The organism is Chitinophaga sp. XS-30 (genome assembly GCF_008086345.1).
Lineage (GTDB): Bacteria > Bacteroidota > Bacteroidia > Chitinophagales > Chitinophagaceae > Chitinophaga.
The window spans coordinates 2431117-2455125 of sequence record NZ_CP043006.1 but is presented as its reverse complement, the minus strand read 5'-3'; the positions used below and the strand labels follow the sequence as shown (position 1 = coordinate 2455125).

Here is a 24009-nt window from a genome sequence, read left to right as displayed (position 1 = left end):
ACCCTTTTTATCTTTTATAACACATTTCCCATATACTCCCAATTTTTTTTTTTAGTTTGCAACCCAGCGCTTCAACAAATAATTATTGCCGGCCGATCAACCATATAACGAAAGAGAGCTGCTCTTACGCGTAGCCAACGGGGATGTAAATGCCTTCACTCAGCTCTATGGCCGCTACTGGAACAGGATCTATTCGCTGGCCCGGGTGTATTTCAAATCTGCTCAGACCGCTGAAGATGTTGTACAGGAAGTGTTCCTGAAAGTATGGCTGTCCCGCAACACACTTCCGGAAGTGCGTGCGTTCCGGCCTTTTCTGTTGGTCATGTCCCGGAATATCCTCATCAGTAAGCTCCGTAGCACCGTTTTTCACGTGGAGCTGGGAGCAGATGAAACCGAATTGCCGCAGGACGATTACCTGCAGCCAGACCATCAGCTCACGATAAAGGAGTATCATCAACTGCTAAATGAAGCGATCAATGCCCTGCCTGCCCAGCAGCAACGTGCTTACCGCCTGAGCCGCGATGGCGGAAAAACTTATGAAGAGATCGCAGAAGAAATGCAGATATCGCCACTCACCGTTCGCACCCATATGTCCAAAGCCCTGGCTTCCATCCGCCAGTTCCTGATAGACCGCTCTGTACACCTGGCCATCATTTTCCTCCTGCTGCCCAGAGATTAAAATATTTTTTACCCTTCACTGATACTATTTCCTTTTTTCTGCGTCCCCAGCATATGGAGCCGTTATTACAATCTCTTTTAGACAAATATCTCGAAGGTAACCTTACACAAGAGGAACGGGATCAGCTTGCCCGGCTGATGCGGTCTCCTCAAAGCCAGGTGTACTTCGCAGCCCTGCTGGATGAGCAATTCAACGATGACACCCGGCCGCTCACGGGAGACGCTGCTACAGGGGAACGGATACTGGGCGAACTGATGAAGCAGATACCGCAAACAACAGTACGGCGTATCCAGATATGGCGCTGGGCGGCCGCGGCGGCCATACTGCTCATATCCCTCGGCACCTATTTGCTGTATAACAGCGATCAACCTGTGAAAGTAGCACAGCAAACGGAGATCTCACCCGGTAAAAACGGCGCCATTCTCACACTGGCGGATAACACGCAGGTTTCACTGGACACCTTGCGAAACGGTATTATCGCGCTGCAGGGCGGAGCCGTCGCAAAAGTGGTGAACGGTTCGCTGGTTTACGAAGCGAAGGGCAACGAAGTAATGTACAACACCATGCACACGCCAAATGGCAGACAATTCCAGATCGTCTTGCCGGACGGTACGCAGGTGTGGCTGAACGCGGCCAGTTCCATCCGCTATCCGACCGTGTTTACCGGCCGCGAAAGAAGAGTGGAGATCAAAGGGGAAGCCTATTTCGAAGTGGCTAAAAAGAAGAACATGCCCTTCCGTGTAAATGTGAACAACAAAGCAGAGGTAGAAGTGCTGGGTACGTATTTCAACATCAATGCTTACGAGGAGGAGCCCAGCATCAACACCACCTTGCTCGAAGGCGCCGTGAGCGTCGGAAATGTAGTGCTGAAGCCCGGTCAGCAGGCACGCATCACAGATTCGATTCAGATCGTAGATAATATAGACGTGAGCAGCGTTACCGCCTGGAAGAACGGCTTCTTCGATTTTGAAGGGCAGTCTTTACGCGTGGTCATGCGGCAGCTCGAACGCTGGTACGACATCAAGGTAGTTTATAAAAACAACGTACAGGATATCATTTTCAGAGGAAAGATCTTCAGGAACCTGAAGCTGGGGGATGTGCTTTACATCCTGCAAAAAATGGGAGTCAAATTTGAAATGGAAGGAAGAACACTGACAGTTACAGCATAATATTCAACCATAAAATTCAAACGATGAACAAGCCTTTCCAGGAAGGCGAACAGGGTACCTGTTGCCATTAATTATCGCTATCATACCAGAATCGTTTATTCGCAACAAAAAAAGCCAGGGATGCTGGTAACATCCCTGGCCGGGAGTTCGGGTAAAATTAAAAACAAGGTCGGTGCAAAGACTGCTTTTTTTCACCTAAACAGCACAAATGTATGCTAAAAACTGCTATTTGTGGCGGACCCGCCTGCGGGATCGATCGCCGCATCACCAAAATCTTCTCAGTTATGAGGCTGGCTGCAATTCTGCTCACTGCTGGTTTTCTAAATGTTTCTGCGAAAGTGGTTTCGCAAACAGTGACCTTCTCGGGTAACAATGTTCCGCTCTCCACTGTTTTTAATGCCGTTGAAAAACAAACGGGCTATGTGTTTATCTATACAGACCCTATGCTAACCTCTTCCAGACCGGTCACTGTTACTGCTAAAAACCAACCATTAAACGATTTCCTGCAGGTGGTATTTAAAATGCAGCCCCTGCAATTCGAGATTAAAGAACGGGTGATCATTCTATTTCAAACAAAAGCGCCTCCGCAACCCGCACTAAAAAGAGATACAGTGATCGATGTGCGTGGGCGCGTTGTAAATGAAGACGGGAGCCCTTTGTCTGGTGTCACCGTTTCCCAGAAAGGCTCCACGCGCGCTACATCCACCAATAATAACGGAGAGTTCTCCCTGAAGTGGAGCGGTGTCAGGCTGCAGCTTGTTTTTACCGGTGTGAACGTAGAAGCCCGGGAAATGCAGCTGGATCCGGAAGATGTAACACTGCATATAGCGAAGAACGGCGATGGCATCAACCTGTCTCTGGTAACAATGAAAACAAAGGTGTATGAAATGGCCGCTGTTACGGTGAGTACCGGCTACCAGACACTGTCCAGAGAAAGGAGCACGGGCGCGTTTGCCAAACCGGATATGAAGTTACTGGCCGACCGTTCCGGAAGTATGAACATCCTGCAACGGATGGATGGACTGGTGCCCGGGCTTACCGTGAATAATGCACCGGGCGCATCACAGAACCCGTTTCTGATACGTGGTCTTTCCACCATTGGCATCCCTGATCCCAATACCAGCGATAAATATATGGGCACCAACAGGAATCCGTTATACGTAGTAGATGGCGTACAAATAGAAGATGTATCGTCCATCAATCCCAACGATGTAGAAAATATTACCGTATTGAAAGATGCTGCCGCCGCCTCTATCTGGGGCTCTAAAGCATCCAACGGCGTGGTCGTGATCACCACGCGAAAGGGAAAGGTGAATGAAAAAATGAAAATTCAGTACGACGGGTTTCTGAATTTTCTGGGAAAACCGGATGTCGGTTACTTCCCGGTTCTGAATAACCGGCAATTCATTCAGGCGGCAAAAGATATCTTCGATCCCGTTCTTAATCCCTGGGAGCAGGTGTCTGCTTACACTAACACAGGCGGTTCCGGCATTGCACCGCATGAAAAGATCCAGTATGATCTTTATCGCGGCCTTATTTCACAATCGCAGGCCAGTGCTGCCCTCGATAGCCTCGCTGCCATCGATAACTTCGGACAGATAAAGGATATCTGGTACCGGAACGCATCGCTCACCAATCACAGCATCTCCGTTTCCGCCGGCAGCAAGGCTTATGCATTCTATGGTTCTGCGGCTTATACCGGAACAAAAAGCAACAGACCGGGAGAGGAGAACAATACTTATAAAGTCAACCTGCGGCAAGACCTGCGTTTTAACGAGAGGATACAGGCATACCTGATCACCGATCTTACCAATACGGTCACTTCCGCCAAACGAAATATCAATATAGACAACCGCTTTTATCCTTACCAGCTTTTCAAGGATGCACAGGGCACTCCTTTATCCATGCCTTATATGGGTTACCTGAGCGAAGAAAACCGTGCTGATTTCGAAGAAAGAAGCCGGATCAACCTGGATTATAATCCACTGAATGATTTCAACGAAGGTTATACGAAAAGTGACGCGCTGCTCAATCGCATTGTAGGCGGATTTACGGCAAAATTATTAAATGGATTGCGTTTCGAAGGCGTGTACGGCTATATCAAAGGTACTAACCGGACCCGCAGCTATGATGATACCAGGAGCTACCGGGTGAGAACGGAGGTAGCACAGTTCACCGTTGCACCAACAGCTGCAGATCAACCCGTGTATTATCTTCCCAACAACGGCGGTCGCTATACGGCAAGCAGTGTCAGCCAGCGTAACTGGACGGTCAGGAATCAACTGGTGTATGACCGCGCATGGAACGGCCAGCAGCACCAGCTCACCCTGCTGGCAGGCCAGGAAGCGCAGGACCAATTGAGCAATACCCTGAGGAATACGGTAAGGGGATATAACGAATCCCTGCTTACGTCTGTTCCTATTGACTATGCCACACTCGAAAACACTGGCGTTCAGGATCCGGTGATGCCGAACAACCTTGGTCGCAGCACGCTGGGGCCTGATGTATTTTCGGAATCCGAAATGCAGACGCGGTTCACTTCCTGGTATGCGAACGGAGGATATACCTATAACAGCAAATATTCCCTGAATGTAAGCTGGCGCATTGATCAAAGTAATTTGTTCGGGTTGGATAAATCCGCCCAAAACCGACCGGTATGGAGCATTGGTGGTAAATGGACATTGAGCGAAGAGCCGTTCCTCGCCAATAAGCTGGGCCCGAACCGCATTGCAGTTCGTGCAACATATGGTATTACCGGTAACGCCCCATCACCGGGCACTGCATCTTCTTACAACATCCTCGAACCGCAAAACAGTTTTGTGCTGCGGGGGGGACAGGGGCTGCGGATCGGAAGCCCTGCCAACAGGAAACTCACATGGGAAAGTACGCAAACCATCAACCTGGGTATCGACTTCGGCCTGCTGAAGAACAGGTTGACCGGCAACCTGGATTTTTATCAGCGAAAGACCAACGATCTGATCGGAAACCTGTCTGTGAATAATTTCACCGGCTACAGCCAGGTTACGGGCAATTTCGGAGATATGAAAAACACCGGTGTAGAAGCGGCTATCACGTCTGTAAATATCGAGCAGCGCAATTTCAGTTGGGTGAGCTCCCTTGCATTTGCTTACAACAGGAACACCGTTTCGAATCTGCTCACTGCGAATCCGGTAATGACGGGCGATGGCAAGGTGTTGCAGCGTTATATGCCGGGATATGCGGCCTTTGCTTTATTCGGTTACCGTTTCGCCGGATTGGATAGTGAAGGGGATCCGCTCGTATGGCTGTCCGATAAAACTACTTCCAAGAACCGTTCGGTGACCCTGCCCGAGGATATCGAATATATGGGCACTTATCAACCGGTATGGAGCGGCGGCTTGTCCAACACCTTCAGCTATAAAAACTTTTCGCTAAGCGCGAACATGGTCTATAACCTCGGGCATGTGATGCGCCGCGATGTGAATCAGTTTTACACAGGCCGTTTAACCCACAACGGGGTTTTCGCAAATACCATCAACAGCGGTTTCCAGAGTGGCAACGTGCATGCTGAATTTGCACAAAGATGGAGAGTGCCGGGCGACGAGGCGCATACGAATGTTCCGTCTTATGAACCCAACAGGTCTGTCAGCGACAGCCGGAGGGATGTGGAGTATTATATGTATGGCGACCTGAATGTGGTGAGCGCATCTTACATCAAGCTACGCGACATCACGCTTTCCTGGAATCTACCCGTAAATCTGGCGGGAAGGCTGGGTGCGGAAAATGTTTCCCTGCGTTGCCAGATGTCCAATGTGATGCTATGGAAAGCCAACCGGTACGGTATCGATCCGGAATTCCAGGATGCGGTATTCGGTTACAGAACGATGAGAGCCAATCAACAAACAGTTACTGTTGGAGCAAGAGTTTCATTTTAAAAAATCAGACATGAATCGTACTAAAAATATATTCATCGCTTTCATCTCTCTGATAGTAGCATGCTACATGGTCTCCTGTAGAAAGGATTTTCTGGAGCTGCAGCCCAAAGGCAAGGTTATCGCCAGAACGCTGGCTGACTACGATCTGCTGTTAAGTAATCTGGACATGCTTAATACCGGTACCGAATCGCAGGTAGCGATGGGAGATGATGTGGCCGCCGTCAACCCATACTTCAGCGGCGCAGCATTGAGAACACAGAGGCTTTTCCGCTGGGATGCGATGATCTATGAGCCCGGAGAGAATGCCACGGAAATGGCCATGCCGATGCAGAATATTTACAGTTTAAATGCCATCATCAACGAAGTGATGCAGGCGGTGGACGGCACCGAAAAGCAAAGGAAGGAAGTGCTGGCGCAGGCAAAGGCGGTGCGGGCATGGACTTATTTCCTGTTGATCAACTACTTCGGAAAACCTTATGATGTGGGCACGGCAGCCTCGGATCCCGGCTATCCGGTGATTACGCAGGCAGATGTTACAGCAACCAGGTTCACACGGGCCACGGTGAAAGAAGTATACGACTTTATCATCAGCGATCTGCAGGCCGCGATCCCTGAGTTGCCCGCACGCACAACACACCGTTTGCGGATGTCCAAAGCAGCGGCTGAAGCATTGATGGGAAAGGTGTACACATTCATGGGCAGGTTCAGTGAGGCGATCCCTCATTTGAATGCGGCTTTCGCGGATCTCACAAATGCCGCTATCCCTGTTGAACTGTATGATTATAACGTGACACTGGCACCAGGAGGGGCTTTTACACCGGTCAGCATCTTTGGGCCGGCATATCCGCAGGTAGACTACAATACCGAAAATCTGTACGCCAAACAATTCATCAACACGTGGAGCTTTGTTAATTCGGAACTGGTGATGAGTACAGAGACCGCAGCGCTGTTTAAAAGTTCGGATCTCAGGCTCCGGTTTTATAGCAGCATGCCCTTCCCTGCCGGACCGGCATATCCCGCCGGTATGCGCAGGCGAACAGGGCCTCCGGCTAGTCAATACGGTATCCTTCTGCCTGAATTATACCTGTTGAGGGCTGAGTGTAAAGCGCGGATGAACGATCTGGTCACGGCGAAAGAAGATGTGGAGGCATTGCGCCGGAAACGTATGCCGCTGGCGGATGCGGCCGTTCCATCCGGAATTGCGTCGGATAAAGATCAGCTTACCCGCTTCATCCTTGAAGAACGCATTCGTGAGTTTGCGTTGCAGGGTTTCCGCTGGTTCGACATGCGCCGGCTCTCCGTTGATCCGGTATTCAAAACTACGGTAGGATACACGCACACGCTGTACAACGCCTCCGGTCCGGTTACCACATACACCCTTCAACCGGAACGATTCGTACTACGGTTCCCGCAGAAAATCATCGATCAAAATCCCGGTATGCAAAACAATCCATAAAACAATAAACATACAGCAATGAAAAAATTACTATGCCTGACCGTTATATTCCTCTTCGCAGGGATCACAGCCGGAACGGCCCAGGGGATCCTTTTTGAGCAAGGATCATGGAAAGAGGTGCTTGCAAAAGCAAAAGCGCAGAAAAAGCTAATATTCGTAGATGTGTTCACCAGTTGGTGCGGACCATGCAGGAAGATGGCGGCCGAAGTATTTCCCTTGCCGGAAGTAGGTGAGAAATTTAACGGCGATTTCGTGAATTATAAAATTGATGCGGAAAAAGGAGAGGGTGTAGGGATCGCGAAAACATATGGCGTAAAGGCATTTCCGACCTACTTGTTCGTGAATGGCGATGGTAAGCTCGTATATCGCGCCACCGGTTATAACGATGCGGGAAAATTTCTGCAGCACGCAATTATCGCCGCACGCGAGCAACTCGATCCCAAACCTTTGGCGGAATGGGAAAAAGAGTATGCCAGTGGAAAACGGGACAAGGATTTTCTGGAAGGTTATCTAAAAAAACTGGCAATCGTAGATAAGCCGGCCGCAGAAGTGGCTGAAGAACTGTTCCCGATGCTGACAGAGGAAGACCTGGGAAATAAGGAACTGATGTCTGCCATACTCAGTTTCCGCATGAACAACAGCTGTGTGCCGAATGGCAAGGTTTACAATTATGTGATCAAACATGCGGAACAGTTAGACGGAGTGATTGGCAATGGTTCGCTGGAGAAACTGCGGATGGGCTTGTCGGTTTATTTCCGGGATAATATCATTCCCGATAAAAAAGAAAAAATGCTGCCTGTATTGATCGCCAGCCTGGAGGAAGTGAAAAAGATGATGGGAGAGAGCGATGACCAGATCACGGCAAAAGAGATCAGGATGAATTATTACAGCGGTGTGCATGATGAAAGCAAGCTCGTACCCGCGGTGATGGATTACGTAAATAACGGTCTTCTCAAAAAAGACCTTGATGTGCTCCGGCAGCAGGACGCCATCGATTATCAGAAGATGCGCGAACCTTTTTTAAGCGGACAGGCAGATTCTACCAAAATGGCAAATTGGGAGTTGATGAACAAGTTGGCAGCCAACCAAAGGATAATGGGCTATTCTTACCAGATACGCACCGCGGCAGAACTGGTATATTTCGATGTGAAAGATCCGCAAGCACTGCAACAAGCCATATCATGGATGCAAAAAGCCAGCGGGTACTTTGATCATTTTTCACATGATGCCGTATATGCTGCGCTGCTGGCTAAAACCGGCAAAAAACAGGAAGCCATCGTAATGATGCAAAAAGCCGCGGCATCGACTATCCTGGCCAGTCACGAAGGGATCAGGAATATGCTGCTGGATAATGTAGAGAGGATCAGGGCAGGGAAACCACTGGAAAATTTGTGGCATTTATAATTATTATCATCATGAAAAAAGCAGGAATAGGCATCGTTGTGCTGGCTGTGACAGCTGCGGCGCCGGCTTATCATATTCGCACCGTTCCGCGGAACTTCCTGGTGGGGCCTGATAGTAAGATCATCGCCAAAATCCGAATGGCGAAGCGCTGACAACAAAACTGGAAGAAACATTCACACAATAATATCTAAAACAATAAAGTATGAAGAGAATTTTCAAGGCCGCGGGCGTTTTTATTTCCTGCATCGCTGCCTTCAGCTGCAATCTGCAGGCACAGAACGGGTTTACGGTGAAGGTTAAAGTATCCAACCCCAATAACTACACCATGCTGATAGCCTACAAAGGAGAAAACGGGTATCAGATAGACACCGCTTACACCATGCAAAATGGTTACAGGGTCTATCAGGGGAATTATCCCGGCATCGGAATGGTAAGTTTTATTGTCAGGAATCCTGGTAATATGATCAGGAGCGGAGGTGGATTTATACCCGGTCCCGGCCTTCAGTTTGTGGCCCGCAACGGCGCTACCATTACTATCAGCGGGGATGCTGAAAAAATAAACCTCGCCACTGTGAGCAGTGACGACAAGGAAACAAAGGCCTATGAAGTATTCAGGACGAAGAATAAAGTGTGGGCCGATGAGCTCTTTGAAATGGATAAAGAACGCTATGCCCGAAAAACGGATGACAGCGATAAGCCGCCGGCAGACAAGGACCCGCAGAAAAGAAAGTCGCTGCTGGAACAGCAGGGGAAATGGGCACGGGATTTCGTGAAAAAGTACCCGAATACTTATGCTGCCATAGAAGTATTTGCCAGCTATGCACTTGAACTCAGCGATGCGGAACAGGCCGTGGAGTTCGCAAAATTACCTGCCACCTATAAAAATTCGGAGCTGGGAAAAGTGATCCAGGAAAAAATTAACGGGACCGCGGCAACTGCTTTGGGAAATCCCGCCATCGTTTTTTCACAGCCGGGGTTTGACGGCAAGCAGGTGGACCTCGCTGCCCTCAGAGGAAAAGTAGTACTGATCGATTTCTGGGGAAGCTGGTGCGTGCCCTGCCGTGCAAGCTTTCCTCATCTGAAGGAACTTTACGCTAAATATAAAAGCAAAGGCTTTGAGATCGTAGGCATTGCCCACGAGAGCGGTGAAAAAGATCAGCAGCAGAAAGCCTGGGCTGATGCCGTGACGAAAGATCAGATCAGCTGGCTTAATATTCTGAACGATGCAGATAAGAACAATATTGTAAAGAAGTATGGCGTAGTAGCATTTCCTACCAAAATACTGGTAGACAGAAACGGTGTGATCCAGGGCCGTTATATGGGCGATCAGGACGGCGAATTTGACAAGAAGCTGCATGAGCTGTTGAGCGATGACGGGAATCAGGTGCCAATGTCCGGCAGCACGCAGTCTTTTGGCGCCACGGGCTCCGGCTCCACACAGCCATCCGGGACCGGTGCAAAAACGGTAGATATACCTGCTGGCGCCAAGCTCAAAAAGACGTCAACTGCGCAGCCGGTAAAGAAAGATTAATTTGGTTTGATGAACAAAAAAGGGCGGCCTGCTTTCGCAGGCTGTCCCCTTGTTCTTGATATGAGATTTCCGTAGTGCTCAGGCCAGATGAGATCTGTACTTTTTTCATCAAGTAAGGGTATCTTGTCACTAGTGGCATTAAGAGATTGCTCTGCCCACAGCCCCTTTCCCTACTTTGGTTTCAATTTCGAGATCAGAAATTCCACAACTTCAATCTGGCTCTCCTTTTCTGCCTAGTCCTTTATACTGCTTTTTTATCATCTCCCCCCCTGTCACAACGGAATATTGATATTCCAGCAGATCGTAGATCACAATTCTAACTTTACTCAAATTCGAAAAACCAACGCTTACCAGGCTTGTCCATAATTTCCGAAAAATTCGGTTAGCAAAATATTAAGATCGATAACTAACCGAATTAGCTTTTCCCTCCTATCTGGCGCCGATGACAAGAGGGTATTAAACAAAAAATCCGCTGAAAATCAGCGGATTATAAAAACTTCAAATGCGGGAAATGTACCCGTATCCTAAAAGTGGAGGTCAGGAGCCTTCTATCGAACCTTTAGTACCGTTTTTGAAAGTTATTGGTGACATTTTGCAAGCATCAAGGTCGAAATAGGGCAAATCCGCTACAGCCCGGACGGGTCCCTGTTGATCAGTTAAAAGCCTGCCGGAATTCCTGGGGTGATAAATTCGTCTTCTTTTTGAAAAGCGTACTAAAGGACTGCGCGTGTTCAAAGCCCAGGGCATATGCGATCTCGCTGATCGAAAGACTGGTCGTGGAAAGTTTTTCTTTGGCTTTCGCGATCAGTTTTTCATGAATATGCTGCTGTGTGTTCTTCCCGGTATGTACCCGAAGCAGGTCACTCAGGTAGTTTGGCGAAAGGTTCAACTGCGCAGCAACATATTGTACCGTGAGCAAACCCGGTGCATCACTGTTAAAGTAGTCATTGATCAACTGCTCGAACCTGGTCAGCAGATCTGAATTATTATTCTTGCGGGTCAAAAACTGTCGTTCATAAAAACGGTTGGAGTATTTTAGCAGGCTCTCGATCTGCGTCAGAATGATATCCTGGGTATGCTTATCGATATGCTGGCACTCCTTATCTATTTTGTGGAGGATCGTAATCAGGTCATCTTCTTCCTCGGCCGACAAGTGCAACGCTTCATTAACCGCGTAATCGAAAAAACCGTAGTGATGAATGCTGTTTGCAAGAGGATGCTGTAACAGGAAGTCTGGGTGAAAGATCAGAAGATAACCGGACCCGCATTCCATATTTTGCAGGTCCAGTTGCTGCACCTGGTTAGGCGCGGTAAAACTTAATACTCCTTTATCGTAATCATAATGCTGCTGTCCGTACCGGATCTTGCCTTTGGCTTCGCGTTTGAGCGCGACGCAATAAAAGCGGTTAACGAAACCTTTCCAGACCTGGTCTTCCAAAAAAACACTTTCCGCGAGATTGATTACGCTCACCAGCGGATGGCGAGGTTCGGGCAATGACAGCAGTCGGTGAAATTCTGATATGGAATTAATGGCATTCATAAACAAAATTAATCAATTAAGCCCATACTGAATTCATCGTAAGGTGCGCCGGTATCCGTACCCAAAGGAACGATGCTTTCCAGTTGTGAAAGATCCGCCTCCGTCAACTCAATGGTAGTCGCCGCAAGGTTTTGCTCCAGGTACTTTCTGCGTTTCGTTCCCGGGATCGGTAAAATCCCCTTGCTCATGATCCAGGCCAATGCCAGCTGCGAAGAAGTGACGTTCTTTGCTTCAGCCATGGCTTCAATTGCCTTGACCAATTCAATATTCTTATGAAACATTTCGCCCTGGAAACGCGGGATGGCTCTGCGGAAATCGTTCTCCGGCAGGTCATCGATGCTTTTGATCTGTCCCGATAAAAATCCACGGCCCAATGGCGAGTAAGCTACAAAGCCGATGCCCAGTTCATTTAATGTCGCCAACACTCCGCGCTCTTCCACCGTTCGTTCAAATAAGGAGTACTCGCTTTGTACTGCGGTGACCGGATGCACGGCATGCGCCCGCTTAACCGTTTCAGACGATACTTCCGACAGACCGATATAACCCACTTTACCTTCTTTAACCAGCCCGGCCATAGCTTCAACTGTTTCCTCGATCGGCGTATTTTTATCCAGGCGGTGCAGGTAGTACAGATCGATGTAATCGGTATTGAGGTTCTTAAGCGAACGCTCTAAAGATTTCTTTACATAGTTCTTTTTACCATTGATGGCCCAGGTTACTTTATTGTTGTCATCGATTTCCCAGCCGAACTTGGTGGCCAAAATATACTGATCGCGTTTGCCGCTGATTGCCTTTGAAATAAGCTGCTCGTTTTTCAGCGGCCCGTACAGATCCGCAGTATCCAAAAAATTACCGCCCAACTCAAGCGAACGGTGAATTGTCGCGATCGCTTCCTGCTCATCGGCAGGACCGTACATGTACCCTTTTTCGAAGCCTGTCATACCCATACAGCCCAGGCCGATCACCGGTACAACCAAACCCTGGCTGCCCAATGCAATTTGTTTTATTTCCATGATCCAAAGGTCGGTTAGCTAAATCGCGCACATGTATGCAAACCCCCGAAGCTTGTAAGCAAATCAAGGAATGATTAAAACATCTATACACTTTTCCCACCGCACTATGAATAGCGCTGATGTGAAAAAGATATATGAGGTAAAGATAGGATTCTTTTAAAGATTGATTTCCCTCCGATACTTCCTGAACTTATGAAATTTTCTGGCATGAGTGAATCCAAATTGAAGCGGTTGTTTAAACAGATTTTTGGCAACAGAATTTACAATTACTGCCAATGTTTTAGGATGAAAGAAGCGGCATATTTGATTAAGGAAGAAAAGCTATCGGTGTCGGAAGTTGGTTATCGTTTAGGATTTTCGAATCTAAGTCACTTCTCACGACTATTTGAAACGCACATAGGATTAAAGCCAAAGAAGCATTCAGTATCGAAGTAAAAGTTCTATCTAATATACAAGCGACGCAACACATTATTCCTCGAGACAGTTCTCAAATTAAGAAGAGACTTTTCCTATTTGAAACCAGACAGAATGAAGGCAATTGATTGGTTATCATTGCGAAATGTGAAAACTAAAAAAGGCAGCTCATGACGAACTGCCTTTAATTTTTTTGGTACTTCCTGGTACTGCCAGTTTTACCGAAGTGGGCTTGGAGGTACGTTTGTCCGAACAATTTTTGAAGGATTTGAAAAATTTAGCTGAGTTATCCGTTGATTCTAATTGAAAATCGCTTTAAAATAATCGTTATATGTGTTTCGACAAGGCAAAATTCACATTATAAAAAAAATAAATTAACTTATGCTAATCTGGCAGGTAATGCTTAATCATGCAAAATTACCTCCTCTCCAATTAGATTTTAGAAATTAAATAAATTCGCCAAGTCATTTATTCAGTTTGTTTCAATAACCAAAACGATTGCAGATGAAAATCGCTGCTTTAAGAATCAGTGGCTTCCGTTCCTTTGGGCCTGATTCACAAACCCTCACCTTTGATTCAACACTCAATTGCTTTATCGGCCTAAATAGCTCAGGTAAAACTGCTGCACTGGACGCCATACGTAAACTTTTCGGTGATAGAATTGAGCGGACCTTATTTAAAGAGGATTTTTATACCCCGGCCGGAGAGGATCCAATGCACCCATCCAATAAATCATTGATCATTGAAGTGGATCTTGTTTTTGATGAAAACGACCCTGTTTTACCTCTTTTTGAAGGTCAATATACTGTCGAAAATAATCAGGCCCGGCCATATGTTCGCATCAGGCAAAAAGCATCCTGGCAACCATCCGCATCCTCTCCCGAAGGTGAAATAGAGCAGAAACAGTCGTTTGTAACATTACCTGGAAATGTTAATAACGAGGAAGAAACTAAAGAATTTAAAAAGTCTATGTATGGTTTGTTTCAGGTAATATATATTCCAGCGTTACGTAAAACTGCAGATCAGCTGAAATTTGCCTCTGGATCGATATTGCATCGGTTATTAAAAACGATCAACTTCGATGCTGGGTTTCGGGATAACTTACGCCAACAGGTCGGAGCACTAAATGGATTATTTTCTGGTCTTCCGGGCTTTGATGTAATTCAGGGTACAATTCAGGAAACCTGGTCAAAGTTCCATAGAGATGATCGCTTTAAAGATGCCAATATGAAATTTGGCACCGGTGAAATTGATGAAGTACTAAAAAAACTGGAAATTCAGTTCAGTCCAGCACCAGGTGTACACCGGGATTTTAATATTCATGATTTGGGTGATGGTTACCGGTCCTTATTTTACATCACCATGGTATGCGCCTTACTGCAGGTAGAGGCTCAACAGGGTATGCAAGATTTGGATGAGGACGCAGTACGCCCTGTAGTAACTTTACTATTAATAGAAGAGCCTGAAAACCATATTGCACCTCAAATTCTCGGAAGGGTAATTCGTATTTTAGAAGATATTGCCAGCCATCAAGGTTTGATGGTATTCCTATCTTCTCATACGCCGGCAATTGTAAAACGTTTAGATCCTGAGACTATCTACCATTTTCGTATTAATAATGGCCAAACTCAAGTACGAAACATAAAGCTTCCAGATAAACAAGATGAGGCTTACAAATATATTAAGGAGGCAGTGCGTAACTATCCCGAAATCTACTTCGCTAAAGTTGTGCTGATAGGAGAAGGTGATAGTGAAGCTGTTATTTTCAACCATTTAATGAATGTATTGGATTTTGATTTTGACGATAATATTGTAACGTTCGCCCCCCTTGGACATCGCTTTGTACATCATATCTGGAAGCTACTGGCAGATTTGCAAATTCCGCATGTGACCTTACTTGATTTAGATTTAGGTCGCCATATTGGCGGATGGGGCCGCATAAAATATGCCTTGCTGGAGCTTATTGATGCTGGACATAATCGTGATCAACTATTAACAACACCTAGTGGTATACTTTCTGAAGAACAGTTAAACCAAATGCATGCACGAGACTATTCCGAAAATCGTATTAGAGCATTGGAATTTTGGATCGGTCGCCTTCAAAGCCTTGATGTTTTTTATACAAGAAATCTGGACCTTGATTTTTTAATGCTTAAAACATTTCCAGCATACTATCAGGGCCGACATATGTACCCTACAAATGGAGGGCCCCGTATTCCTCGCGATGGTCATGATCGAGCCGTATACGTTGAAAAGTCAGTTGTCGCTACTCTTAAACACGAAAACTATATAGCAGACTTGTATAATGTACAAGATAGGGAGTTAATGGTATGGTATAATTATCACTTTCTGGGTAGGGGTAAACCCGTAACTCACATGCAGGCTCTAGCTTCGATGCCAGATATAGTAATTAAAGAAAAACTTCCTGCAGTATTCAACGAAATTTTCGTCCGCATCAAGGAAAAATTAGCATAGCAAATATGAAATTCATTGATACACATAACTGGGTCCCTGCAGATCAGATGCACTTAGAGGAAGTGGCAATGAATGCCATTTATGCTACAGGCAACACATTGGTTGTTGCAGGTCCAGGCTCGGGTAAAACCGAATTACTTGCACAAAAGGCTTGCTACCTGCTGCAAACCAATACCTGCCCATGGCCCAAGCGAATCTTAGCTATTAGCTTTAAGGTAGATGCAGCCAATAATTTAAGGGCTCGCGTTCAAAAGAGATGCGGGACTTTTTTGTCACAACGGTTTGACTCCTTGACTTTTGATGCTTTTTCAAAGGGAATTTTTGACCGACTAAGGCGAGGCTTACCAGCCGGTTATAAAATTCACGCATACGATGTAAACGCCAAAATGGCTAATCATATCAAGTATGCTTTCCAGGCAGTTAATCAGAACTTTTACAATACAGTAAACATATCCGATTATGCCGCTTATCTGACCTCTGTTCAACTTCCCTTCGATCCGGATGATGACGAGATAGCAATTCTAGGAAACGTATGGAAATATCTGACGCAAAAAGCTAAGCCGGAGTTAAACTTCCCGATGATTATGCGTCTTGCAGATCTTATCATAAGCAGTAACCCCGCTATTAAGCAAATGCTGCAACAGACATACTCCCACGTATTCATTGATGAATTTCAAGATACCACCCATATTCAATATGACCTATTCAAAACCTGTTTTTTTGGAGGCAACGTGAATTTTACAGCAGTAGGTGATGATAAACAAACCATTATGGAGTGGGCCGGCGCCAAACCTGCAATATTTGAGGAATACAGCTTGGACACGCAATCTGAACCATTGCGCCTGTGTATGAATTGGCGTTCGGCGCCACGTCTGATCCACTTCCAAAATTATTTAGTCGAAACCCTGCTGCACAAACCAGCCATCGCCATACCTTCTGATAAATGGGATCAGGATCAGGGAGAAGTTAGGATGTGTTTTTTTGCCGATCATCATGCAGAAAGAGATTACCTAGTAGGTGAAATTACCAGGTGGCTACAGACAGATGGCATTACCCCTAGGGAAGTTTGTATACTGGTTAAGCAACTGCCGCCCAATTATACCACCGATTTGATCGCGGCATTGACAACGGCTGGTATTCGTGCCCGGGATGAAAGCACTCTGCAGGATTTGCTTACTGAACCATTCCCGATGTTCATGATTAACTTCTTAGAAAGTGTATTTGCGACTAAGCTTGGTAAGTGTTGGGACGAAGTGGTGAATTTTCTTGCGTATATCAACCAGAGTTATGAGGATCAAGAAATGCTTCTACTACAACGGCGTGCTTTGAAATTCGTTCGTGAACTTAAGGCTGAATTTAATAATGGAACAGACCTTGGCACTGCAAGGTTTACGGACCTCATGGTTAAAATAAGCCATTTTACAGACATAAAGAAGGTTAAGGATCAATACCAGCAGTATAAAGAAGGAACCTGGCTACGGCAAATGATGGAGCAGATGCGCGATTATCTTATGAAACAATATAATGATAGTGGTAGTATGCTTGCCGCTCTTGGTATGCTGAAAGGAGAAGATACAGTACCTATCATGACCACCCACAAAAGTAAAGGGCTCGAGTTTCACACTGTCATATTTGTAGGGTTAGAAGATTCTGCATTCTGGAGCTATACAGATCGGCCAACTCAGGATAACAACCTGTTTTTTGTAGCACTTTCAAGGGCGAAGGAAAGGATGTTATTTACTTTTTCGCAAACTAGAGATTTACCAAGGGGTGGCGGGCGTCAAAAGGCTGATATCATCGGACATATTCATGAGTTGGTTTGCCGTTATGAAGGAATAAATATTGTGAATTTCAACCAGCCGGATGCCCATTAAGTAAAATTACCCCTTGACCATTTGGGTTATCTATTCAAAGTGGGATTATATTTGAAAATTAATAGCAATATTAATACATATACCAAAATTCTATGACTGAATACAATATCAATCATATCTTATCTACAGAAAAAATAGAAAACCATTTCTATGATGATGATGGCTTTGTTAAGTTCTTTATTCATTGGGTAACCGGCATTTTGGAAAAAGACGGGTTTAGTACATCGCTTTACCATCTTTATTATACAACTATTGATATCCTAGGATATCCTCCACATCAAGGTAAATTTAAGCCTATAATGCTTATTTTAAAATACATTGAGGCTGAACCAAACTACGATGACGAAAACTTCGATATTTTAGAATACATAGAAGATAAAGTACAGGAAAGAGCTATGGCCGTACCAAGCCACAAGGAATTTGTAATTAATAACCCCACATATCTTGAAGAAAACTACGTAAGTGGACTCATGATGCCCAAAATCGGTTTCGAAATATTTCGTAATGAAGATAAACGAGGTTATAATAGTCTTGCTATTCGAAAAAAATGGGAAGGATTGCCCTAAAATTCCCAAGTTAGAGCAACTCATGTACTGACACAAAAAATTCGTTTGTCTCAACTGCTCTTCTAGCCTTCCTTTTAATAAGATCAGACAGGGAGATTTTCCCTTCGAGAACAAAGAATATATCCACCCCATTCAGACCAATAATGCTCGTACGTTTACCCCGGGAAAATGCCTCAAGTCCATCATCTGTAAATCCAATATAACTGATAAAAACACCTCTTGCCCATGAAGATTTACCTTCAACCTTCCCGTTGAAAATTAGTAATTCGTCTTGTGCACTTTGCTTCGCTTGCCATTTTGCTTCCAGTAAATATGTTTGGCCATCTAATTCAAAGCTACCATCAATCTGCTCTCCCTTAATTCTGAAAGCATCTCGTGGTGAAAACTGAAATTTGACAAATAGTTTATTTAAAAACTTTTCAAATGCATATCCTCTTGGTTGCGGATCCATACTCGATATATCCATATAATCCTTAACCAATTCGATGGTATCGATTACTTTCTTCTCTTCCGTTGGTACACTTCGAGATTCCTTTTGTGGAAGCGTCTTCAGAAATTCTTCATCTACAAGGTCCTTAATTCTAAAACCGATTTCATGAATTTTCTTATTAATTTCTTCTATTTCCTCTCTAGTTATTGGATTGGCCTTCCCCATTCGATAAGGAATTGCAGTCTTTATGATTTCTCGAATTAAGTTACAGAACTTGGCGTTATTAAGTTCTAACGTCCCCGACAACAACTTATTGATTGCGGGCCTTTTACTCCCACCTTGCCATAACTGAGATACTCCCACTTTTGCAGCACATCCAGGAAAAGTAATTGACTGATCAGCATAGGAATAGCGACTACCTGGTAAGAAATCATATAATAGATTAGTTAATTCACTTATAGCTCTGATTTGTTGCAATTTCATAATATTAAAATCATTAATATTCAATACTCCAATTATCGCTAACACCCTTAAATAAAATTGGGTTAGCTCTTTATATCTAAAGCCATCAAAACTATTAATACATTCACTAAATATAACATAATATGGACAAATGTGCCATACTTCCAATAGCTGATTTATATATCAGAGTAAGTACAGAAGAACAAGCAGACAAAGGCTTTTCACAACGCTACCAGGAAGAAGTATTAAGAAGACATTGCGAAGTAAATAGCATTCAAGTAGGATCTGTTATTTATGAAGACTTCTCGGCAAAAACTTTCAATCGACCACAATGGACCAAATTATTTAAATCCTACAAAGTAAATAAAGGTAATCGTCCACAAGTACTTCTGTTCACAAAGTGGGACAGATTTAGCAGGAATACTGCCGAAGCATATGCAACCATCCGTTCACTTGAAGCATTAGGCATACAACCCGTAGCTACCGAACAGCCACTAGATATTACTGTTCCAGAAAATCAAATGACCCTGGCATTTTATCTCACTATCCCGGAGGTCGAAAACGCTCGCAGAAGTTTAAATATCAAACAGGGCCTACGAAGAGCTAAAAAGGAAGGGCGTTGTACGGGACTTGCACCGGTTGGTTACATCAATAGAACAACAGAAACCGGCGTCAAATATATAGCCCCTATAGAACCTTGTGCGAGTATTATGAAAACAGCATTCGAACAGATTGCCTCAAAAACACACAACATCACACAAGCCTATATACATGCTACGGATAACGGGTTTAACAAAAGTAAAAACTGTTTCTGGAGAGCAATTCGGAACCCATTGTATTGTGGCAAAGTGCCAATACATGCCACTCCCCATGAATGCGAGCAATACGTCCAAGGTACGCACGAGCCTATTGTATCGGAAATACTTTTCTTCAATGTTCAAAGCATAATAAATAAAAAGAGAGAACAACTTCCCAAGCGATCCAACATTGAATATTTATTTCCCCTAAGAGGATTTTTAACATGCAAAAAATGTGGCGAAGTTCTGACTGGCAGTGGCTCACAAGGGCGGAATAAAAAATACTATTACTATCACTGTCACTCCAATTGCAAGTCTCATTTAAGAACTGATAAATTACATCATCTCTTCGTTGAGCAATTGAAATCTTTCAAACTTAGCGAAAACTACTATCCAATCTGCCTTAAAATATTGAAGAGAACCTTAACAGAAGAAGCAGCGCTAAAAACAAAAACAACTTATCATCTGACAAAGAAAATTGATGAGCTAAACAATAAGATTAAAAAGGCGCGGGACCTACTCTTACAAGGAGATATTGATGGATCAGATTATAAGAAAATAAAAGCAGGTAGTGAAGTACAAATAAATATCCTGTGCGAGAAGCTTAGTGCACTCCAGAATAAACAAAGACAGCTTTCAAAAGATGTGAACACCGGCCTGTCATTATTTTCCAAACTACGCCAGTTATACGAAGAAGGAGATATTCATACTAAGCGAGAATTGACCAGGCTGATCTTTCCGGAGTATCTTGTATCTGATGGCAAATGCTTTCATGCCTCACCGGTTACCGGAGCGGTGAAAAGATTATATAATAAGGAACACTCTTTCACAGGTTTGTTCTCTTACAATCTTTCAATTAAAAAGGAACTCCTAACCCAATCGGACTCATTAATAATTGAACAAGAGAATTATGAAACCCTAGGACTATCACAACAAAATAATGTATCTACAAGCGAGGTTAATGAAGTCATGTCTTTGATCAACACGTTAGCGAAGATTATCACTATCCAGTTACTAAAATAACATTTTATCCCAGTTGGGATTTTTTTGTAGAGCCTACTTTAATCCTATTTCAATGGAATATTTACTTAAATATTCCATTGAAAACATGGTCGGATTCCCGTGACCTTTGACTAAATAATTGTTACATAAAGTAGGAAATCAATGGAATTTATAACCCTTCAATAAGATGTATCATGGTGATAAACATAGTATTACAACACCTATGATTACGATAAACAACTGGTTATAATCAACATACCCATAAAATAAAAACAGCTATTACATACGTAATAGCTGTCAATATTCTTCCCACATAACAAAAAAATGGGATTTTTTCAGGTGGAGCTGGCGGGAGTCGAACCCGCGTCCAAACATATCCTCCAAAAGCTTTCTACATGTTTATTTCCGCATTGTTGTGTCGGGACTCAGCAGGGGCGGAACAAACCAACCTCGTCCTTATCCGTTTTGATTTTCATTACACACTCACAGAAACCATGTGTACCTATCCCGCTATGGTTTGATTCGGCGGCGAGAGTCGTAGTGGGTCACAACTCAGGCGGCTATAATGGGTACCTAATTCAATTAGGCAGCCATGGCGTAGTTAGATTCGCCAATTAAAGTTTGGGTATTCAGATTTACGTGCTAATTATCCAACGCACGACATGCTTACACTTTCAAAGACCTATGCTGTCAAAACCGGTCAGCCCCCGGTATTTAGCTCCGCAAAGATACGCTAAAATTTCGAAGTAATCCAGCGCCATACATCCAGACCGTTCGCGAACAGCAGTAAGCCGAACAGGATCACCATCCCCACGATCTGCGCATACTCCATGAACTTCTCGCTCGGCTTGCGGCCGGTGATCATCTCGTACGTCAGGAATATAACGTGTCCGCCATCCAGCGCGGGAATGGGCAGGATGTTCATGAATGCAAGAATGATGCTCAGCAGGGCTGTCAGCGCCCAGAAGCTCTGCCAGTCCCAGACACCGGGGAACAAATTGCCGATGCTCATGAAACCGCCCAGGGATTCACTGGCCTTCACTTCCTCGGAAACAAAAATGAGGCGTAACTGCTGCACATAAGAAACGAGTGTGGTAATAGCTTTGTTGAATCCTGCCGGGATGGCTTGCCCGAAAGTATAGGTCTTTTTGACGATCTCCAGCTGATTGGAAAGTATAGGACCGATGCCGCCGAAGCCTTTGGATGGCACAACAGTGGAGATGGTTACGGTATCCGTACCATTCCGCAGTACGTCCACCACCATCGTTTTTCCGGTATCACGCTTTACGGCATTATAAAATTCATGGTTATAACTGACCGGATCGCCGTTCACGCGGATGATCCTGTCCCCTTCCCTGAATCCGGCCCTGAAACCGAAGGAATTATCCGGAACGGTATCCAGTACCGGCAGCAAACGCGGCACGACGAACATGCCTTTCCGTTTGATGACCTGGCGGGGGAAGCCCTTTGGTATTTGAATGTCCACCTGCTGCCCGTCCCGTACTACCTGTATGGTCTTGGCTTCTTTCAGGATGAGCCTGCCGGCGAATGCTTCAAAGTTCTCCACGGGTTTGCCGGCAACCGCTACCAGCATGTCCCCGTCCTGCAGCCCGATGGTCCGTGCCAGGGAATCCGTTACGATGCCGTATTTTACGTTCTGCGCAGGCAGATACTCTTCCCCGTAATGCCAGAGGATCATGGTATAGATCAGAAAACCGAGGATAAGGTTTACCGTTACCCCGCCGATCATGATGATCAGCCGTTGCCAGGCGGGTTTCGACCGGAACTCCCAGGGTTCTGCCGGTTTGTTCATCTGTTCCCGGTCCATACTCTCGTCTATCATCCCGGAGATCTTCACATAGCCGCCGAGCGGCAGCCAGCCAACACCGTATTCGGTATCGCCTTTCTTGAATTTGAAGAGGGAAAACCAGGGATCGAAGAACAGGTAGAACTTCTCTACTTTCGTCTTAAACAGTTTGGCCGGGATAAAATGCCCTAATTCATGCAGGACCACCAAAATCGACAATGACAGAATCAACTGTCCTGCTTTTACTAATATTTCCTGTGTTGTCATGTATTTCTATTGGATATATATTATTTCAGTGTTTATCAGCTCAGGTTGTGGATCAGTTCAGCGGCCGTTTCGCGGGCAGTGGTATCCGCCTGGTAATATTGCTGTAAAGTCGGCTTTTCCACAAATGGCAACCTGTCCAGCGTTTCCTCTATCACTTCCGTCATCTGCAGGAAGCCGATGCGGTTCTTCAGGAAGGCGTTCACTACCTCTTCGTTGGCTGCGTTCATGATGCAGGCTGCATTTCCGCCCTTCTTCAGCACGTCCGTTGCAATGGCAAGGTTACGGAATGTTTTGGTATCAGGCTGCTCAAAAGTAAGCGAGGGGTAATTCTTGAAAGAAAAGCGGGGGAAATCATTGGACAGGCGGTCCGGGTACCCCATGGCATACTGGATGGGCAATTTCATATCCGGAAGTCCCATCTGCGCTTTCATGGAACCATCGGTGAATTGCACCATGGAATGGATAACGGACTGGGGATGGATGATCACTTCTATCTGTTCCGCATCCAGTCCAAAAAGCCATTTGGCCTCGATCATTTCCAGCCCTTTGTTCATCAGTGTGGCCGAATCGATGCTGATCTTCGCCCCCATGCTCCAGTTAGGATGCTGCAGGGCATGATCTTTCTTTACATTGATGAGGAAATTGGTCTTTTTACCGAGGAACGGCCCGCCGGATGCGGTGAGCACCACTTTTTCCAGTTTTGCCCCCCGTTCGCCCTGCAGGCATTGGAAGATGGCGGAATGCTCCGAGTCCACCGGAATGATGGGCACATTTCTTCTGCGGGCGGTGGCCATCACAATATCCCCCGCCACTACAAGGGTTTCCTTGTTGGCCAGGGCAATGGGCGTGCCTTGTTCGAGGGCGGACAAAGTAGGCGCCAGGCCGGCGAACCCTACGATCGCTGCAAGCATCAGATCGATGGAATCCCAGGCCGCCACCTCCACCATCGCGGCAGCGCCGGCAAATACTTTAATGCCTTTATCGAACAAAACGGCCTTTACCGCCTCGTATTTCCCTTCATCACCGATCACCACCGCATTGGGCGAAAACAACAGAGCCTGCTCTATCAGCAGGTCCGCATTCTGCTGCGCGGTGAGCACCTCCACTTCGAACAGCTCCGGGTGCGCAGCGATCACCTCCAGTGCCTGACGGCCGATAGACCCGGTAGAACCAAATATGCCAATACGTTTTTTACTCATGATCAAACAA

The 24009-nt window shown here is 45.4% G+C and carries 17 protein-coding genes and 1 other RNA gene; 12 read left to right on the top strand and 6 right to left on the bottom strand.

Features of this window, described 5'->3' with window-relative positions; all coding sequences use genetic code 11:
* Window positions 1-85 precede the first annotated feature (85 nt).
* From FW415_RS10110 to FW415_RS10085, 7 genes are all read left to right on the top strand, one after another.
* On the top strand, window positions 86-679 hold the full coding sequence (locus FW415_RS10110; RefSeq protein ID WP_148384389.1) for an RNA polymerase sigma factor: 594 nt from the start codon (window positions 86-88) through the stop codon (window positions 677-679).
* 53 nt (window positions 680-732) lie between these two features.
* Window positions 733-1848 carry a FecR family protein gene (locus FW415_RS10105; protein ID WP_148384387.1) on the top strand — a complete coding sequence of 372 codons (1116 nt, stop codon included), beginning with the start codon at window positions 733-735 and terminating at the stop codon, window positions 1846-1848.
* Window positions 1849-2132: 284 nt separating this feature from the next.
* A complete protein-coding gene (locus FW415_RS10100; protein WP_168208754.1) occupies window positions 2133-5762 on the top strand; it encodes a SusC/RagA family TonB-linked outer membrane protein in 3630 nt (1209 codons plus the stop codon).
* 10 nt (window positions 5763-5772) lie between these two features.
* Window positions 5773-7218 (top strand): RagB/SusD family nutrient uptake outer membrane protein, encoded by a 1446-nt coding sequence (locus FW415_RS10095; protein WP_148384383.1) that lies wholly within the window; start codon window positions 5773-5775, stop codon window positions 7216-7218.
* Window positions 7219-7236: 18 nt separating this feature from the next.
* Window positions 7237-8622, top strand: coding sequence for a thioredoxin family protein (locus FW415_RS10090; protein WP_148384381.1), 1386 nt, complete (start codon window positions 7237-7239; stop codon window positions 8620-8622).
* A gap of 11 nt (window positions 8623-8633) precedes the next feature.
* Window positions 8634-8774, top strand: coding sequence for a hypothetical protein (locus tag FW415_RS24960; RefSeq protein WP_168208753.1), 141 nt, complete (start codon window positions 8634-8636; stop codon window positions 8772-8774).
* 50 nt (window positions 8775-8824) lie between these two features.
* Window positions 8825-10153 (top strand): TlpA disulfide reductase family protein, encoded by a 1329-nt coding sequence (locus FW415_RS10085; protein WP_148384379.1) that lies wholly within the window; start codon window positions 8825-8827, stop codon window positions 10151-10153.
* 652 nt (window positions 10154-10805) lie between these two features.
* Here FW415_RS10085 and FW415_RS10080 read toward each other — a convergent pair.
* Window positions 10806-11693: an AraC family transcriptional regulator gene (locus FW415_RS10080; RefSeq protein ID WP_148384377.1), complete on the bottom strand. Its 888-nt coding sequence runs from the start codon at window positions 11691-11693 to the stop codon at window positions 10806-10808.
* Between the two features lie 8 nt (window positions 11694-11701).
* Window positions 11702-12706 carry an aldo/keto reductase gene (locus tag FW415_RS10075; RefSeq protein WP_148384376.1) on the bottom strand — a complete coding sequence of 335 codons (1005 nt, stop codon included), beginning with the start codon at window positions 12704-12706 and terminating at the stop codon, window positions 11702-11704.
* Between the two features lie 192 nt (window positions 12707-12898).
* On the opposite strand from FW415_RS10075, the gene FW415_RS25750 reads away from it, so the two are divergent.
* From FW415_RS25750 to FW415_RS10055, 4 genes are all read left to right on the top strand, one after another.
* Complete coding sequence (locus tag FW415_RS25750; protein ID WP_148384374.1) at window positions 12899-13141, top strand: AraC family transcriptional regulator; 243 nt, start codon at window positions 12899-12901, stop codon at window positions 13139-13141.
* 483 nt (window positions 13142-13624) lie between these two features.
* Entirely contained in the window at window positions 13625-15595 is a 1971-nt protein-coding gene (locus FW415_RS10065; RefSeq protein ID WP_148384372.1) for an ATP-dependent endonuclease, read from the top strand.
* A 5-nt stretch (window positions 15596-15600) separates the two neighbouring features.
* Window positions 15601-17469, top strand: a complete 1869-nt coding sequence (locus tag FW415_RS10060; RefSeq protein ID WP_148384370.1) for a UvrD-helicase domain-containing protein — start codon at window positions 15601-15603, stop codon at window positions 17467-17469.
* A 92-nt stretch (window positions 17470-17561) separates the two neighbouring features.
* Window positions 17562-18035 carry a hypothetical protein gene (locus FW415_RS10055; RefSeq protein WP_148384367.1) on the top strand — a complete coding sequence of 158 codons (474 nt, stop codon included), beginning with the start codon at window positions 17562-17564 and terminating at the stop codon, window positions 18033-18035.
* Between the two features lie 10 nt (window positions 18036-18045).
* Here the strand turns inward: FW415_RS10055 and FW415_RS10050 are convergent, their stop codons facing one another.
* Entirely contained in the window at window positions 18046-19095 is a 1050-nt protein-coding gene (locus FW415_RS10050; protein ID WP_148384365.1) for a hypothetical protein, read from the bottom strand.
* Here FW415_RS10050 and FW415_RS10045 point away from each other — a divergent pair.
* Entirely contained in the window at window positions 19071-20747 is a 1677-nt protein-coding gene (locus FW415_RS10045; protein ID WP_148384362.1) for a recombinase family protein, read from the top strand. The genes FW415_RS10050 and FW415_RS10045 overlap by 25 nt on opposite strands.
* Window positions 20748-21063: 316 nt before the next feature.
* Here FW415_RS10045 and ssrA read toward each other — a convergent pair.
* The 3 genes from ssrA to FW415_RS10030 all read right to left on the bottom strand — a co-directional run bounded on the left by ssrA (window position 21064) and on the right by FW415_RS10030 (window position 23999).
* Window positions 21064-21434: a transfer-messenger RNA gene (ssrA, locus tag FW415_RS10040) on the bottom strand.
* A gap of 25 nt (window positions 21435-21459) precedes the next feature.
* Entirely contained in the window at window positions 21460-22800 is a 1341-nt protein-coding gene (gene rseP, locus FW415_RS10035; protein ID WP_148384360.1) for an RIP metalloprotease RseP, read from the bottom strand.
* A gap of 35 nt (window positions 22801-22835) precedes the next feature.
* Window positions 22836-23999 carry a 1-deoxy-D-xylulose-5-phosphate reductoisomerase gene (locus tag FW415_RS10030; RefSeq protein WP_148384358.1) on the bottom strand — a complete coding sequence of 388 codons (1164 nt, stop codon included), beginning with the start codon at window positions 23997-23999 and terminating at the stop codon, window positions 22836-22838.
* Window positions 24000-24009 lie beyond the last annotated feature (10 nt).